Below are 18,005 nucleotides of genomic sequence, written 5' to 3' on the forward strand. Positions count from 1 at the left end.
AAAATTACAAGTAGCAATAGATTTATTAACAACTGCTGACGCTTTGGCTCTTGCAGAAAAAGTAGCTCCATATATCGACATCATTGAGCTTGGTACTCCCCTGATCAAGAGCGAAGGTGTAGCAGTTATTACTGCGATGAAAAATGCATTCCCGGACAAGATTGTTTTTGCAGATTTCAAAACTGCAGATACAGGTGCTCTTGAAGCAGAAATGGCATTTAAAGCTGGTGCTGATTTGGTTACTGTGTTGGCAACAACGGGTAATGCAACCATCGAAGGCGCTGTTAAAGCTGCTAAACAGTATGGTAAAGGAGTGGTAGTTGATACCATTGGAGAATCAGACCGTGTAAAGCGTGCACAGGAAGTTACAGCTTTGGGTGTTGAGTTTGTAGAACTGCATGCAGGCCTTGACGAGCAAGCACAACCAGGTTACTCTATCCAAGTACTGATTGATGAGGCAGCACGTGTTGGTGTACCAGTTTCAATTGCTGGAGGTGTAAACGTAAATAACATTGCAGCTGTAAAACAAGCAGGTGTTGTAGTTGCTGTGGCTGGTGCATCTCTATACAGTGCCGCTGACCCAGCTGCTGCTGCCAAAGCTTTGCGCGAAGCTCTTGATGTTGCATAAAACAAAAATAAATTATTAGTATGCTTATAAGCTGTGAAGGGCTGCTCTACAAATAATGGAGCGGCCCTTTCTGGTTAAGTAACTTCTTATAAATTTAATGGCAGTTAACGCTGGTTAATCTATGAAGCTACACTCCTGCTGAACTGCTACCTCATCTCCATAATTCCCTGAAAAACAATCCGTCACTAAACACTACTAATTAAATAGGTCTAACAGTTCCTCTCCCACTTCAAGATAAATACTAACGGCCTCTTAGTCTTTTCCTCCTTCAGCTCATATTCTCTGTTAGAGCCTCATACGTTTTGTTATTGCTACCGAATTTAGAATGAATAGAATTCTGGCAAAGTGTTTTCTGCGCTTCAGAACAACTCTATGGGACATAAAATCTTCTAAGCTAGTTTTCTATACAGGCTTTACTATAACCATCAAGTATTTTTTTTACAAGCTAAACTTACTTTAGCTAAAGTATTTGAATTGAATTTTGGCTTAAGAGCTGTTTTCACGAAACCATATAGCTATACATAACCCATCTTTAATCTTTTGTTCATATTGGGCTCATATTGTAATAACATTAAAGGGTTTACTTTGAGGAGCTAGTTTAGTAGCCTCATTTATTCCCTCTAAGCGTGACGCACAATAGGAGCTTTGGTAAGATTGAAGAGGTTTATACACTCTATTGGCGTGAGCTTTATATTGTGGCCTATCGTCGATTGAGGTCGGAGGAAGATGTGGAAGACATACTCCAGGATATATTCCTTTCCCTAGTCCAGAAGCCGGAGGTACTGGATAAAGAAGGATCTGTGAAGGCTTATCTGCACCAGGCCCTCAAGTATAAAATTATCGACTTCTATAGAAAAGATCAGCTGCTTCACTCTTTTGCTTTAGAAGAACTTTCAGCTACAAACCATGCTGATACAACCACCGATGAGCTCCTGATGGCAGAAGAGTTAGAGCAGTGTGTGCAGGAAGAAGTAAGCAAGATGCCTGAAAAGATGCAGCAAGTATACCTGCTCAGCAGAAAAGAATTCATGAGCATTGAGCAGATAGCAGCGCATCTTGGCATATCTAACCAAACTGTTAAAAATCAGATTAGCTCTGCCTTAAAAAGGCTACGCACACGGCTCAGCAACTACATCCCATTGCTCCTCATCTTATTTAACCTTAGCTAATACACGCTTAACAAAACCGTGTCTAAAGTTACCGCTGTTTAAATGGGTTGTTACCCTTCTGTTAATTCACAAAACCTATCTAGTACTCCAGCCGCAGCAGTACGAGTATATCCACAAAAGCACCACAAGTGGATAACCAACAACTAAAAATGCTGCTTCAAAAAGCGGCACAAAACAAGCTAAGCCCAGCAGAAAAAGAACAGCTGGATCAATGGTATGATTCTTTCGAAAAACAGGAGAGCACCCAAGTCTTTAAAGATAATGCACATGAGGAGCAGGTGAAACTGAGGCTATGGAGCAAGATACGAACACACATTCCACAGGAGCACAAAAGTACCTTAGGCACTACGGTTATCGCCTTGTGGCAAAGCGTGAATACTACTTACAGAAGTGTTGCCGCGGGCTTGCTACTGATGATAATGGCAACGTCATTTTTCTTCTACCTAAAGCACGATACCACAAATTATATTTCCCTCAGAACCGCGAAAGGTAATGTAACCAAAATTAGCCTGAGCGATGGTAGCCAAGTATGGTTGAATGCCAATAGCGAACTTCGATATCCTAAAAAGTTCTATGGGGAGCAGAGAGAGGTATACTTAGAGGGTGAGGCATTTTTTGAGGTTGCACGCGATACTACTAAACCCTTCATCATACATGCTGAACACCTGAAAACACAGGTATTGGGCACTTCTTTTAACATACGCGCTTATAAAGGCGCATCACAGGCTTCTGTGTCAGTTAGCAGTGGCAAGGTAGCAGTAACAGAAGGCAACGACCAGGTACTGCTAGTAGCCAACCAGGAGGCAAGGTACAACAGCAGATCTACAGAGCTTACTAAAATCAACTTTAACGCTGAAGGAGTCAACTGGTGGAAAGCACAAGGTGAGTTTCAGTTTAGAGAAGAAAGTTTGGCGGATGTAGCCATTGTACTGGGGAACAGGTTTGGCAAAAAGATTTCAATCAATACCCCAGCCTTAGCCTCTAAGCACATTACTGCCAGCTTTGGTAACGGCGAATCACTACAAGATATAACTGGAATTTTAGAAATGATCACAGGACTTCAGGCTCAGGATAAATCTGACACTGAGGTAGTATGGCAATAATCTACACCAACAATAACCAATAAAAGAAATGAAAGCCTATGGTATAAGCAATGCAGTAATCCATGATACGAAGAAGCCACCGCTGTTGGCGCAGCGGTGGCTCTGGTTCGGCAACGGGCTTGTTGCCACTGTCATAAAATAGCTTTTGAACTATCCATCACACACTAAAATTATGGTTTATTTTTCTACCCAACTGCCTAAGGCTCCCAAAAAAGCAAAAAAAATGCTTGCGGTGCTGCTATTAGCTTCCTGCCTGCATACACAAGCAGCTACTACTTGCTTTGCGCAGAACCTCAACGACAAAACGATAACGGTAAACTTCAATCATGTCTCACTTAAAGATGCTCTGAGCGAAATAGAAAAAAAGAGCGGCTTTCGCTTTATATATGAAAATAGTGTTATAGATTCCTACAAAGATGTAACGCTGAAAGTATCTGACGCTTCTGTTGCTAAAGTTCTGGAGCTGTTGTTCTCTACAACGTCTGTCACCTACAAAGAGCAGGGAGAAAAGATTATCATCACCAGAAGAACCAACGCTTCTACAGGGCCAGCTTCACAGCAGAACGATGCATTCCTGATTAAAGGTAAAGTAGTAGATGCTGCAAATGCTGCCACTCCACTGCCTGGTGTCTCTGTGGTTGTAAAAGGCACCTCAAACGGAGTAATAACAAATGTTGACGGTAGCTTTGAGCTTAGAGTACAATCAGATAATGTGCTGGTATTCTCTATGATTGGTTTTCAGCGTATGGAGCGAGCTGTAAGCAAAAACGACCAGAACATAAGTGTTGCCTTGAAAGAGGATTTACAAAGCCTGAACGAGGTGGTGGTAGTTGGCTATGGGACACAGAAAAAAGTGAACGTAACAGGTGCTGTAGAAATGATAACAGCGGAGGCTTTGGATAGCCGTCCCATCACCAGCGTAGAATCTGGTTTACAAGGCTTACTGCCAGGTCTTACTGCCATCAACAGCACAGCATTTCCAGGTGCCTCTGGGTCTACCTTACGTATTCGTGGCACAGGCACAACAAACAATTCAGAGCCATTTGTATTAGTAGATGGAATGCCGGGAGTAGATATTAATTCGCTTAACCCGGATGATATTGAAAGTGTTTCTGTACTGAAAGATGCAGCCTCAGCATCTATTTATGGTTCAAGGGCAGCCAACGGTGTTATACTTATTACTACAAAAAAAGGGCAGTCGAACCAGAAGCCTACTGTAGGTTACAACGGCTATTACGGAGTGCAAACGCCCACCGCACTGCCTAAAATGCTAGGATCTGTAGAGTACATGGAAATGCTGAATGAGTCTCAGCGCAATGTAGACCACCCACTTACTTTTACGGAAGAGCAGATACAGATAGCACGAGAGGGCACTGATCCGGACTATTATGCCAACACCAACTGGTCTGATGCTCTGCTAAAAGAGTATGCGCCTCAGCAAAGCCACAACATAAGTATAAATGGTGGCACGCCAGATATGAACTACTATGCCTCGTACGGCAGACTCAGCCAGGAAGGCTTGGTAGTAGGTGATCAGTATAAGGCAACCAGAAATAACATGAAGCTGCGCCTGGGTGCTAACAAGCTATTCGACCTGCTGGATTTGGACGCAAACCTAACCTATGTAGACCGTGAGCAGAACCAGCCAGCAGGCGGTACAGACTACAACTCAGGGCCAATTTACCAAACCTTTACCATGTCGCCACTCACTCCAGTAAGGTTCCAGAATGGCGAGTGGGGCTACGGCGGAGGCTCCAGTAACCCTGTGGCAACTGCTACAGATGGGGGCTTCAATAACTTTAAATCACAGGAGTTTTATGGCAACCTGGCTGGCACGGTACACATCCTGAAGAACCTGAGCCTGAGAGCGCAATATGGGGTAAACATTTTCAATCAGCTACGCTCCACCTTTAGCCGCAAAATAGATTATCTCTATCCAGATACAGGAAACTTCTGGTACTCTAATATGACGGCCAGTCAACTTGGAAACCGGGATTATACCAGTAGGCTGGAGAACCTGTCGGGCCAGTTAAACTACAATGTTAACATGGGCAATCATAACATAAGCACATTACTTGGATATCAACAGGAAGAATACAGATATGAAGCCTGGTTTGCCTCTAAAATGGGCTTTGTGAGTGATGATGTGCCTGTTTTAAACCTGGGCAGTGATAACCCTGTAGCCACTGGTGATGCTTACCAATATGCCCTTCGCTCCTACTTTGGTAGAGTGAATTACAATTTCAAAGAGAAGTATCTGGCAGAGTTCAACCTGCGTTATGATGGATCTTCCAGGTATATGCAAAAAAGGCGATATGGCTCTTTCCCTTCTGTATCTGTTGGCTGGCGCTTTACCGAAGAGAACTTTGTCCAGCAGCTTAATGCCCTATCGTGGCTAAGTGAGGGTAAGGTTAGGGCTTCCTATGGCGACCTGGGAGGACAGTATGGTGCCAACAGCCCTGGTTATTCAGAATATTATCCATATATCTCAGTAATAAGTTCAATAAACACCATGCCTATTGGGAATAAGCAGACGTTAGGCTTATCACAAACCATACTTGCTAACCCTATTCTGCAGTGGGAAAAAGCAAACATGCTAAATGTGGGAGTTGATCTGGGGGCGTTTAAAAACCGCTTGACGCTATCGGCTGATTGGTTTGAGAAGCAGACGAAAGACATTCAGTTAAAAGTGCTTCAGCCAGCTGTTATCGGACTAACAGAGCCAGACCAAAATGCCGGTAGAGTATCAAATAAAGGCTGGGAAGTTAGCCTTGGGTGGCAAGACCGAATCAGCGACTTTACCTATAAATTTAATGCACAGCTTTCAGATGTCCGGAATTATGTTGAGGACTTAGGCGGTACTGAACCCGAATTGAAAGATAGAATTCGCATGGTTGGTTTCCCGTTTGAAGCTTTCTATGGATATCAGACAGACGGACTGGCACAGGAAAGTGACTTTACATTAAATCCTACTACTGGTAAGGCAACGCCTAACTTTCCGATTTTTGATGCAGATCAAGGCAAGGTTGGTCCGGGTGATGTGAAGTACAGAGACATCAGCGGTCCTGAGGGCATACCTGATGGCATTATCACAGCCGACTATGACCGTACTGTGATTGGAGATGCTTTTCCACGCTATACTTACTCCTTCAGAGGCGACTTCGGCTACAAAGGGTTTGATTTCTCCTTCTTTATCCAAGGTGTAGGCAAAGGCAATGGCTATGTATCAGGTACTGGCATACATCCATTTTATGCAAACGGGGCTTTCCCTCAGGAAGTGCACCGCGACAGATGGACTCCTGAGAACACGGATGCCTGGTATCCTCGCTTTACATACTCCGACTCCAGAAACCTGCGTGTGTCAGATTATTGGCTTCAGGATGCATCTTACCTGCGCCTGAAAAACGTGCAGCTTGGCTATACTATTCCAAAGCAACTGACAAGCAAGTTAAGGATAGATAATCTTCGGGTGTATGTATCAGCAGACAACCTGCTCACAAAATCCGACTTCTTCTACGCCTTCGACCCTGAAGTAGCAACTACGAATGGTGGTACTTACCCGCAGGTTAAAACATTCATTTTCGGTCTGAACCTAAGATTTAAGTAACAGCAGGTACGGGAGGTCTTTCGGTGCGCCTTATTTAGGCACACCTCCCTTCTCTACTGCAGAACAAGTATAAACTTAACAAATCATGAGAAGAGCAAATACATCTACTCCCAAACTACATAGAATCATGCGCAAGGCTGGTCTTAGAATAGCCACGCTTTCCTTGCCCGTTTTTATGGTTGCTTCCTTGAGCAGCTGTGAAGACGATTTTTTGGAGCGTATGCCACTGGATGCTATCACTGACGTAAGCTTCTGGAAAACGCAAGAACAGCTAGAGCTGGCTGTAAACGGGTGTTATGCCGGTTTAAAAGGCAAAAATTTTCATGATATGGAGAACCTGGCGGATAACACCATCTATCCTCCTCGCTCCGACTATCAAGCTATTTCTAGCGGCAACTTCGACTTTACGATCGGTACTGTAAACACTGAATGGAGCACCCAATATGAAGGCATCAGGCGCTGTAATCATTTTCTGGAAAAATTTGAGAAAGCACAGGGTATCAGCCAAGTTAAACTTGATCAGTATGAAGGCGAAGTTCGTTTTATGCGAGCATTCCATTATAGCTTCTTGTCCTTCTTCTTTGGTGATGTGCAGCTAATTACCAGCACACTGGATATTGGAGATGCAGAGATTACGGGCCAAAGAACGCAGAACAAAGAGGTGGTTGATTTTATATTGAACGAGCTGGAAGAAGCCGCCAAACTACTCCCAACCACCTACGGCAGCAAAGACCTTGGAAGAATAACCAAAGGAGCAGCATTAGGTTGGAAAGCCAGAGTTGCTTTGTTCTATGGCCGCTACGATGTGGCAGAGGCTGCAGCAAAGGCTGTAATGGATCTGGGCGTTTACCAACTATACTCTAACGGCAACCCAGCTACAAGTTACCAAGAGCTATTTACAGATAAAGGCAAATTGGCCGCTGGCAAGAACAAAGAAACGATTTTGGCCCGCCTATACTTGCAGGATGTAACAATGCATAACATGAGCCGTGAAGTACAGGTGCCTGATCAAACCTCTCGCTTCAACCCTACACAGTCTTTGGTTGATACCTACCTCTCCAGCGATGGCTTACCTATAGAGCAATCACCGCTGTACAAAGAAGACTCCTATGCGGCTATCTTCCAGAACAGAGACCCACGTATGACGCAAACAATTCTGGCTCCGGGAGCTGAGTGGGGAGGAAAAGACGACGGAGACAAAGACAACCAGCCGAACACCACCTTTAGCCTTCCAAAGTTTAATGCAGACAAAAAAGGCAGTGTAACAGGCACAGGCTACTACTTTACAAAGTATGTTGATCTAGCTGCTGTAGGCACTTATAACAAAGATGATAATGATATTCACCTGCTCCGTTATGCTGAAGTGTTACTTACCTATGCAGAGGCTCGCTTAGAACAAGGTAAATTGACACAGCAAGACCTGGACTTGACGGTGAACAAACTAAGAGACCGTGTCGGAATGGTTCACATGGACTTAGCTACACTGGCTGCCAATAGCTTGGATGTGCGCACCGAACTACGCAGAGAGCGCCGTGTAGAACTGGCAAGAGAAGGCCAGCGCTACTTTGATATACTTCGCTGGAAACAAGGCGACCTGCTGGCTCAGGATGTAAAAGGTGTTAAGAAAAGTTTGATTCCAGATTATAACCAGGCATATGTAGCCAGTATCCCTACTGATGAGGATGGTCATCAGATCATCAACACAGGCAGAAGGTTTGATGAAGGCAAGAATTATCTATGGCCTATTCCTCTGGAGCAACTGCAGCGCAATCCTAATCTCGGACAAAACCCAGGCTGGTAACATGACAATCAAGAACTTTTTATATGCAGTAATGGCAGGAGCTACCGTATGGGTGGCCTCCTGCTCCAGCACCTCAAAGGCAAACGACCCTGCACCTGCAACAGAAACGGGTGACGTGGTGGTCAAAAAGCATACACTTCGGGTAATGTCTTACAATGTGCACCATTGTAACCCGCCTTCACGCCCTGACTTTATTGACATCGAGGCCATAGTAAAAACTATACAGGCCCAAAATCCAGACCTGGTGGCCTTACAGGAAATCGATGTGCATACGCAGCGTTCTGGCCCTAACAACCAGGCGGAGGAAATAGCGAAGAAACTAGGCATGCATTACTTCTTCGGGAAAGCTATAGATTATGGTGGAGGAGCATACGGTGTAGCTATACTTTCTAAATTTCCTTTGGCAGACACTACTGTGAACAAATTGCCAACAAAGGTAGACACAAATAGTGAACCGCGTGTATTAGCAACAGCTAAAGTAACCTTGCCTGACGGCACCAGCATCCGGTTTGGAAGCACGCACCTGGATGCCCAGAAATCCTCTGTGAATAGAGATATGCAGGCAGCCGAAATAGTAAAGATTGCCTCTGCTGATAAGCTTCCGTTTGTAATTGCAGGTGATTTCAATGCCACTCCTGGTTCAGAAACCATCACCTTACTTGACTCTCATTTTAAGCGCAGCTGCGAACCGTGCAGCCCAACCATTCCGGTTAACAACCCAACTAAAGCGATAGATTTTATATCCTACGCTCCTGCCAACAAGTTCCGAGTAGATCAGCAGCAGGTAATTGGCGAAAGGTATGCCTCAGATCATTTACCGATAGTGGCCATCCTCAAATATTAAACCCTTAGTACCTCCTACTTCTTATGAATAGAAGAAATCTTATAAAATCCTTAGGCCTGAGCATTGGTGCAGCTGTTATCAGCACAGAGTCTCTTGCCCGAATTTCTGATAGCACTTATACTTATAAGTTACCGGATAACCCGCTACATAAACCCTTAAATAAGCCTGTTACAGCAATTACACTAGGAGCCGGCAGCCGCGGCACCGTTTATGGTAACTTCGCTGCAAAGTTTCCGGAACAGCTTAAAATACTTGGAGTTGCCGAACCTATCACTTACCGCAACTCCAAGTATAGCGAGAAGCACCAGATACAAAAGAAGCACAGGTTCGATACATGGGAGCAAGTGTTTAAGCGACCTAAATTTGCAGATGCCATTATCATCTCCACGCCAGATGCGCTGCACTATGGCCCTTGCATGAAAGCGCTTGAGATGGGCTACGATGTGTTGCTGGAGAAACCCATTGCCCCTACCGAACAAGAATGCCGCGACATATTAGCAATGACTAAGAAGACAGGTCGCATTGTGGCGGTTTGCCATGTGCTACGTTATGCGCCATACTTTGTAAAGATGAAAGAGTTGATAAGCCAGGGGGCCATTGGGGAAGTAGTAAGTGTGCAGCACTTTGAGCCGATAGAACACATGCACATGGCGCACTCATACGTGCGCGGCAACTGGCACAACTCTAAAGAAACAACTCCGATTATACTTGCCAAATCCTGCCACGATCTTGATATTATAAAGTGGGTGATCAACAAACCAAGCCAGCAAATTGCCGCCATGGGCAACCTGAAGTGGTTCCGGCAAGAAAACGCCCCTGAAGGAAGCACTGCCCGCTGCACGGATGGCTGTAAGGTAGAACGCGAATGTCCATACTCTGCCCTCCGGCACTACCACGATGAGCGCAAGCGACTTTATGTAATGGACCTGCCGGAGGACAAAAGCAAGCACAGCGAGATAATAATGGACCGGCTCCGTACCACCAACTATGGCCGCTGTGTTTACCGCATGGACAACGACCAGCCCGACCATTACGTGACCACCATACAGTTTGCAGATAATGTAACAGCCAGCTTCTCCATGGAAGCCTTTACCTCCTACCACGGTCGCCGCACCCGCATTATGGGCTCTATGGGTGATATGGTAGGCGACATGCGTGAGCTGGTCGTAACCGACTTCAGGACTAAGAAAGAACTAAAACTGGTGCCTAAGGCAGAGGATGTAGAGAACTATAAAAACAGCGGACACGGCGGTGGAGACTGGCTACTCATGCGCGATTTTGTACAGGCTGTAGCCCAACAAGATGCCAGCTTGCTTACCTCTACTATTGATGAGTCCATTGAATCACACATTATGGGATTTATGGCCGAAGAAAGTCGCAAAAAGAATAAGATTATGCCTATCAAGATGACAGTATAAAAGGGTTGTCTTCAGTTTCTGAGCTTTAATTTTATACTTGGTAAAGATGTAAAACTAAGGTCTGTTCGAACGTAAGTATACAGCCTATAGGCTTGTATATTTAGGTAAGTTAAGTCTTCAAACAAGTATAGTTTAACCTGCCACATCCCTCTGAAAGAATTTTATTAAGGGAGCCCTCTTCCTGCGTAAGCCGCAAACGCTTAAGCAGGAAGAGAGCTCCCTTTTAAATAAACCTTCCTAAATAATGATTATTTCATTGCAACACGCAAGGCTAATACCACTTCTATACTTGGGTTAAGACCACAATGTGTTTATGATTAACTGAAGTCTTTGCTCCAATATCTAATGCAAGAATTATTCTCCTTTGATCATTAAATTTGCCTTGGTTTTGAATTAAGTTTAACACCCAGCCAAGCTTCAGGTTCATGAAAGAGAAAATGGGATATGTAGAAATCTACACACCCCATTCAAATACTCACTACAACTAAACTTAAACCTACTTTACTTTCTTCACGCTCCTGCTATATGCTAAATAGTATACCTGTGGCAGTACGATCAGAGATAAAATCATACAGATCATCAAACCTCCCACAATCATAATAGCAAGTGGTTTTTGTATTTCAGAGCCCATACCTGTTGATAAAGCAGCTGGCAGTAGGCCCGCCGAACCCATAATGGCTATCATAAACACAGGCCTTATGCGGCTGTACACGCCTTCTGAGATTGCCTTCTGCAGCGACATTCCTTTATGCAGGTAGTCTTTCATAACCGCTATAAGTATAATACCGTCTATAGTACCAACTCCAAACAGGATGATAAAACCTATACCTGCAGATATACCAAAGGTAGTACCTGTGAGCCATAGCGACAGGAAGCCGCCAATAAAGGCAAACGGAATGGTGATGAGCGATATAACCGTGTCTTTTAGATTCCCGAAGTTCACATACAACAGGAAGAAAATCATCAGGAGTGAAATCGGCACGATGTAAGTCAAGCGCTTGGTAGCCCTTTCCTTATTCTCAAACTCTCCTGCCCAGGTTAAGTCATAGCTATCCGGAAGCACTACCTGCTCCTCTACGCGCTTCTGTGCTTCTTCTACCGTGCTGCCCAGGTCACGGCCCCGCACCGAGAAACCAACGGCTATGTAGCGACTGCTGCCCTCGCGGTAGATAAAGGCTGGCCCGGTAAAGAAGCCAACATCAGCTATCTCATAAAGTGGGATCATAGAGCCGCTATTAGCTGGCACCAATATATTCTTTATCTCTTCTTCCGACTTTCGGAAAGGTTCTGCATAACGTACCCGCACATCAAATATGCGTTCGTCTTCATAAAACGAAGTAGCCGCTTTACCGCCTATGGCCATTTCAATCACAGCCTGTGCTTCGGCCATACTTACTCCATAGCGAGCCATACGTTTTTCGTCCAGCTTGATGCGAAGCTCTGGCAAACCGATGTTGCGGTAGATGTTCAGGTCCTCTACACCTTCCACATCTTTGATGGCAGCTGCCACTTGATCAGCGGTATCTTCCAACTCGAACAGGTCATTACCGAAAATTTTTACCACCAGCGAGCTCTTAACCCCTGACACATATTCTTCCACGTTATCCATAATTGGCTGACTGAAGCCGAAGGTAACGCCGGGATATTCCCCCAGCGACTGTTCCATTTCAGAGAGCAGTTCCTGTTTGGATATTTTGCGCCTCCAGTCGCTTTCGTCACTGAGCTGCACGTGGAATTCAATATTGAAGAAGCCTGTTGGGTCAGTTCCATCGTTCGGTCGGCCAGTTTGCGTTAACACGAAAGCTACTTCGTCGAACTCCCGGAACTTCGCCTTCATCTCCTTCGTCAGCTTTACCGACTCATCCAAGCTTACACTGTTCGGCAGGGTTGCCCTTATGTATAGCGCTCCTTCATTCAGCTGCGGAATAAACTCTGTACCCAGTCGGCTGAAGCCAAAGCCACAGATGATCAGCAGCCCCACGAAAAGCGAAATGGTTAGTTTCTTGTTTATAGCACCTAACTGGTACAGCTTGAACATCACTCCGCGTATGAAGTTGGTAATCGGGTTTTCACGGTCTACTACATTCTTGTTCAGCAGCACCTTACACATGGCAGGCACATAAGTTAAACTAAGCAATACTGCACCAATCAAAGCATAACCTAAGGTAAAGGCCAGTGGAGCAAACATTTTTCCTTCTACTTTCTGGAAAGTAAAGATTGGCATCAGCGCCACAATCAGGATAATCTGTGCAAAGAAGATAGACTTGGCCACAGAGCGTGTTTGATTTTTGATGATGCCCAGCTTAGATATCTTGTTAAAGCGTGGCATACCAAGTTCATTTGCCCTTTTATCAAGCCCAACAAAAACATGCTCTACTACTACCATGGTACCCTCCAGCAGCAAACCAAAGTCTACAGCGCCAATGGATATCAGGTTAGCAGGTAGCCCCTGAATGCGCAGCATCACAATGGCAAACAGGAAAGCGAGCGGTATAACGGACGCTACAATAACCGTTGTCCGCCAGTTAAACAGGAAGATAAAGACCAACACCGACACCAGTATGATGCCTTCCAGCAGGTTATGCGTTACGGTACTTACGGTATTATCAACTAGAATCGTCCTGTCATGAAACGGCACAATTTTTACATCAGCTGGTAAGATTCTGGTGTTGAGTTCCTCTATTTTATCCTTTAGCCTTTCGATTACATCACTAGGGTTCTCCCCACGCAGCATAATCACAATGCCTTGCACCAGGTCGTCGTCGTCATCCAGACCTACCTGGCCCAGGCGTGGCTTGGCAGACGTTTTCACATCAGCTACATGCTTTACCAACACCGGCGTGCCGTTCACATTTTCGATCAGAATATTTTCTATATCTGAAATACTCTCCAGCAGACCAACGCCACGCACTACATAAGATTGGGCACCTTTGTCAATAACATCGCCCCCCACGTTGATGTTGCTTTTTTCTACTGCTTCAAAGACATCCAGTGGTGATAAATTATAATTGGCTAGCTCTACAGGGTTTACCTGTATCTCGTATATTTTTTCCTCACCGCCAAAGCTAACGACCTCGGCTATACCTGGTACGCCAACTATTTCACGCTCTACCACCCACTCGTGCAGGGCGGCCAAATCACTGATGGAGCGCGATTTGCTCTTGAGTACATAGCGGAATATCTCACCTGTTGCTCCTGACGGTGGTTCTACATCTGCTTCGGCTCCCTCTGGCAACTCTATACTTTGCATGCGGTTGGAAGCGTATTGCTGGGCGTAAAAGTCATCTACGTTTTCGTCGAACAGTACCGTTACCACCGATAGTCCGAAAAGTGAGGTAGAACGCACCTCTGCCTTTCGTGGAATGGTGTTCATCTGGCGCGTTATAGGAAGAGTAATAAACTTCTCAACCTCTTCTGCACTGCGTCCCGGCCATTGCGTAATTATACGGGCCCTGGTGTTGGTAACATCCGGAAAAGCCTCAATAGGCGTGTTTATATAACTCATAATGCCCGCTGCCACTAACAACAACGTCAGAAAAAAGACGATGATGTGGTTTTTAAGCGAGAATGAGACTAAGCTTTGAACAAATTTATCCATGTTTTCTTTCTTGCTCCTTCCTCTTAGTTCTGAATCTGGTTATAGATGAGCAGGTGGTTTTCAGTCACTACCTTATCTCCTTCTTTTAAGCCCTCTTTCACCATCACCGTGTTAGCCGTCTGAAACACAGGCTCCAGTTGCACAATATTGAAGTTGCAGCTGTCGCGGTACACCACTACCTGATGCTTAGAGTTAGAAAGAATCATTGCTTTGGCAGGGAAGGACAGTAAACCATTTTGTTCATTGTCCTGCGCTACATTACCCTGTGTTACCGAGACGTTCACGAACATCTCTGGTTTTAAGAGCAAGTCGCGGTTCTGGATGCTGATGCGTGCCTTCAACACACGTTCTTCAGTATCAAAGGTGTTAGCAAGTCTGTCTATTTTACCTTTAAATATTTGATCAGGATAAGATGAGGCGCTTACCTCTACTTCCATCCCCTGCTTCACGCTGCTTAGGTTACCGGCATAAACATTCGCCATTACCCATACTTCCTCCAGTTCCGAAATAGAAAACAATGGTTCATCTCCGGAATCTATTTGTTGGCCGCTCACAATGTTTTTTGATACAATATGACCGCTAAATGGAGCTTTGATAATAAGCACACCACGTTCCAGGCTACCTCCGTAGATATTCAGGTTTTCCTGAACTTTAGTAATTTCCAGGCGGGCTATCTCCACATCCTGTTGCGCCTCAATCAGCTCGCGTTCCGATGCAACACCGTCATCAAACATTTCCTGTTTGGCTGAAAGCTGGCGCTGCGCCAACTTTAGCTGCGCCTGTGCCGTGCGTAGTTCTGCGTTCAGGCTGCTTAGCTCCGGGCTGCGCACTTCCAGCAGTACCGTACCCTTTTTCACATAGTCTCCCAAAGAGAAGTTAACCTTCGAAACTACACCGTCCAGCAAAGGCACAAAGCGGTAATATTTTTCCGGATTACTCATCACCCTACCTGTAAGCTGGATGTGGTTATGCTCGGTAGCAGGCGTTACATTAGCCAGTTTAATATTCTTTGCCAGCTGTGCGGACAGACAGTAGCCGTCTTTAGTTGTTGCAGCTTCTTTTTCTGGTGCATCTGTAGTTTGGCACGAGGAAACAAGTACTGCAAAGCAGGCAGCAGCAGAAAGTTTATTAATCGTTTTTATATAGGATAATCTCATCATAAGTCATTGCCGGTTAATAGGTTGAATTCTTCTTTTTTAGATTCCAGACTTCTGATAGTATCGAAGTAGAGGAGTTTGATTTCCTTGAAGGCTTCGAAGAAGTCGAGAAACTCCAGCAGGCTGATGTTTTTGCGCTGAAAGTTGCGGCTAACTCCAGCTAACACATCATCTAAATCATTGATATAGTCTTCCTCCATCGACTGGTACAATTCTATTAGCTGCTGATAGTCTTTATAGGCTCTTACTACCTCATTCTGCGCCTCATTTACACGAAGTGCGTGCAGGTGTTTGTTTTGTAGTACCCGTGCCTGAGCTGCTTGTATATTGCCTCGGTTGCGGTCAAAAAAGGGAAGGTCCATAGAAACGCCAAAGCCAATAAAGTTGAGCAGGATGTTACCGCCACGGTCGTAGTTGGTGTTAAACTTCAGGTCTGGCACACGCATGGCACGCTCTAGCGTATGCTCTGCTTTACTTACACGCAAGTCAGATGCCGCCACCTGCACCCTAGGGTTCTGGCGCTCGGCTATGGCTAGCAAACTATCGAGTGGTTGGCTCAGTTGTAAGGAGCGGTAAGGGAGCGGGCCTGCATCTGTCAGGAACAGCGTCAGGTCTGGTGGTAGTAGCATCAGCGTTTTTAAATCTTTCTGTGCTTCGCGGCTCTCCTCCAGCGCCTCTTTTAGCTCTGCTCGCATCGACAGGTCCAGCGCTCTTATTCGGTAAAAGTCTGCTTTGGAAATGTTACCGTTGCGTAGCTGTGCCTCCTGTGCCCGGATTAGCTGCGAAAGCACACCTTGCTGCTGCCGAAGCAGGCGCACATTATGCTGGTGGTAAAGCAGTTCTGCTAGTTGTGTTCTGAACTCGGCTTTCAGAGAGAGCAGCATTTCAGTGTAGGCAGTTTGGGCTAGTTCCCGGTTTGCCACTTGCAGCGAGATGTTCTTCTTGCGCTTGCGGGCTGTTTGCACCAGTTGCTCTAACTGCACAGAAAACTGTCTGTTCTTGCCAAAGCTATTACCGAAAAGTGGCGGTGCTCCTTCACCATTGGCTAACTGGTGACGAGTGGCCCAAAAGTTGACTTCGCTTATTTCCAGCTCTGGGTTTGGCCAGGCTTTCGCCTGCAGGATTAGGGCTTCTGCTTGTTCAATGTTTAGTTGCTCGGCTATAATAGCCAGGTTGTTTTCTAAGAAAAGAGCTTCTGCTTCAACTCTGGAAAGAGCGAGTGTGTCTGCTCGCTGCTCCTGCGCCTGTGCCTGGTAAGCAGGCAAAAGCAAAAGTAGCAGGAGCCATGCGGAGTAAAAGAAATACTTTAATGTCATATTAAGCTGATAGCTGTATGTGTTGTTACAAAGCTATCGCGGCTACATTAAAGGCTTCTTTGGCTAAAATTAGAAGTAGGTTAGAGAGAGATTATTTTATGATTAGGATGCCGGAAAAATCAGCTTTACTTCGGTACCTCTCCCCTGAACAGAAGAAATAGAAAGGCTTATCTGACAAAATGCAGCAATATGCTTGGTGAGCGACAGACCAATGCCATGCCCTGGCCTTAGGAATCTGGTATTGCTCCCCCGGTAGAAGAGGTCAAAAACCTTATCTTGCTCCTGCTCTGGTATACCGGGGCCTCTGTCCTGCACCGTTAGCACTAGCTGCCCCTGTTCTGATAGCTTAATGGAGAGTGTTATTTTCTGGTCGTCTGAGAATTTAAGAGCATTATCTATAATGTTAGTTAAGGCGGTGGCTATGAGCTCAGGGTGGGAATGCAGTTGCATCGCCTCACTGTTATCCACCTCTATAAGCGTTTCCACTTCGGCATCCGGATATTTGAAGTGTAACTTTTCCAGCACCTCCCATAAAAGCTCATCCAGCAGGAAAGATCGAAAAGTAACTTTTGGATCATTGTTATTCAATCCGCTTATCAGAAGAAGCCCCTCAATTACAGCACTTAACTCGGCAGTGTTTTTAGCAATCTTAACTAACACCTGCCGCTGCTCACCAGCAGTATGTTCTTTATCCAGACTCAGCTCAGCTTCTCCTAAAATGGCAGCAAGTGGAGTCTTTAACTCATGGGAAACATTTTTTAGAAACTGCTTCTGGTTGTTCACTCCAGACTCCAGCCTGTCGAGAAAGGTGTTTAGAGTGGTAGTTAGGTCACTTAATTCGTCATCAGACTGGTTAAGCTCCTCCAGACGGGAGTTCAGGTTATCAGTGGAGATGGTATTTACTTTCTGCAGAATGGCAGAAAAGGGCTTGAAAGTATTCTTTGCCAAAAGTGCATTCAGCAAATAGTTGATCAGAATGCCAATGATAAGCAAGCAAATAAAAACTAAACTTAAATTTTTTAAGCTGGCTTCCCCTGCCCTGTCTTCACCTGAACTGATTATAACAAAGTCGCCTTGGTTGTCCTGGTAATATATTCCTGCAAACTGCCTTCCCTGCGCCCTAAAGTTAAGCTTGCCCTTTTCGCGAATGTGTTGAAGCATCCGCTTGTCTACCGGAAATGAATCTATCTCCGGCACAAAAGCTATATTTCCGGCAGCATCATAGATTTGCAGTGCCTCGTTGTCGAGGGTGTTTAAATACCTAAGTTCATACTCTTGGTACTTCTTCTTATTCAATTCATCTTTCTCTAAAAATATAATACCAGAAAGCAGGGCACGGTTCGTTAATTTATTATAGAATGCAT

11 protein-coding genes are annotated in these 18,005 nt (G+C 45.2%); 7 read left to right on the forward strand and 4 right to left on the reverse strand.

Annotation, left to right across the window (positions count from 1 at the left end; translation table 11 throughout):
• From hxlA to ACFQ2O_RS11225, 7 genes are all read left to right on the forward strand, one after another.
• Positions 1-628, forward strand: a 628-nt coding sequence (gene hxlA / locus ACFQ2O_RS11195) for a 3-hexulose-6-phosphate synthase (protein ID WP_377527393.1), incomplete at its 5' end; no start/stop codon positions are given.
• 626 nt (positions 629-1,254) lie between these two features.
• Positions 1,255-1,797 (forward strand): RNA polymerase sigma factor, encoded by a 543-nt coding sequence (locus ACFQ2O_RS11200; RefSeq protein WP_377527395.1) that lies wholly within the window; start codon positions 1,255-1,257, stop codon positions 1,795-1,797.
• A 149-nt stretch (positions 1,798-1,946) separates the two neighbouring features.
• On the forward strand, positions 1,947-2,900 hold the full coding sequence (locus tag ACFQ2O_RS11205) for a FecR family protein (protein ID WP_377527397.1): 954 nt from the start codon (positions 1,947-1,949) through the stop codon (positions 2,898-2,900).
• A gap of 172 nt (positions 2,901-3,072) precedes the next feature.
• The gene (locus tag ACFQ2O_RS11210; RefSeq protein ID WP_377527399.1) at positions 3,073-6,507 is read left to right on the forward strand and encodes a SusC/RagA family TonB-linked outer membrane protein; all 3,435 of its coding nucleotides are present in this window, start codon (positions 3,073-3,075) and stop codon (positions 6,505-6,507) included.
• 85 nt (positions 6,508-6,592) lie between these two features.
• Positions 6,593-8,308, forward strand: a complete 1,716-nt coding sequence (locus tag ACFQ2O_RS11215) for a RagB/SusD family nutrient uptake outer membrane protein (RefSeq protein WP_377527403.1) — start codon at positions 6,593-6,595, stop codon at positions 8,306-8,308.
• Position 8,309: 1 nt separating this feature from the next.
• Complete coding sequence (locus tag ACFQ2O_RS11220; RefSeq protein WP_377527406.1) at positions 8,310-9,152, forward strand: endonuclease/exonuclease/phosphatase family protein; 843 nt, start codon at positions 8,310-8,312, stop codon at positions 9,150-9,152.
• Positions 9,153-9,175: 23 nt separating this feature from the next.
• The gene (locus tag ACFQ2O_RS11225; protein ID WP_377527409.1) at positions 9,176-10,570 is read left to right on the forward strand and encodes a Gfo/Idh/MocA family protein; all 1,395 of its coding nucleotides are present in this window, start codon (positions 9,176-9,178) and stop codon (positions 10,568-10,570) included.
• A 496-nt stretch (positions 10,571-11,066) separates the two neighbouring features.
• On the opposite strand, the gene ACFQ2O_RS11230 is transcribed toward ACFQ2O_RS11225, so the two are convergent.
• The 4 genes from ACFQ2O_RS11230 to ACFQ2O_RS11245 all read right to left on the reverse strand — a co-directional run.
• Complete coding sequence (locus ACFQ2O_RS11230) at positions 11,067-14,168, reverse strand: efflux RND transporter permease subunit (protein WP_377527411.1); 3,102 nt, start codon at positions 14,166-14,168, stop codon at positions 11,067-11,069.
• Between the two features lie 23 nt (positions 14,169-14,191).
• Complete coding sequence (locus tag ACFQ2O_RS11235; protein ID WP_377527413.1) at positions 14,192-15,328, reverse strand: efflux RND transporter periplasmic adaptor subunit; 1,137 nt, start codon at positions 15,326-15,328, stop codon at positions 14,192-14,194.
• Positions 15,325-16,641, reverse strand: a complete 1,317-nt coding sequence (locus ACFQ2O_RS11240; protein WP_377527416.1) for a TolC family protein — start codon at positions 16,639-16,641, stop codon at positions 15,325-15,327. Before ACFQ2O_RS11240 ends, ACFQ2O_RS11235 begins: the two co-directional genes overlap by 4 nt.
• Positions 16,642-16,743: 102 nt before the next feature.
• Positions 16,744-18,005, reverse strand: a 1,262-nt coding sequence (locus ACFQ2O_RS11245; RefSeq protein ID WP_377527419.1) for a HAMP domain-containing sensor histidine kinase, incomplete at its 5' end; no start/stop codon positions are given.

This window comes from Pontibacter rugosus (assembly GCF_042678745.1).
Taxonomy (GTDB): domain Bacteria; phylum Bacteroidota; class Bacteroidia; order Cytophagales; family Hymenobacteraceae; genus Pontibacter; species Pontibacter rugosus.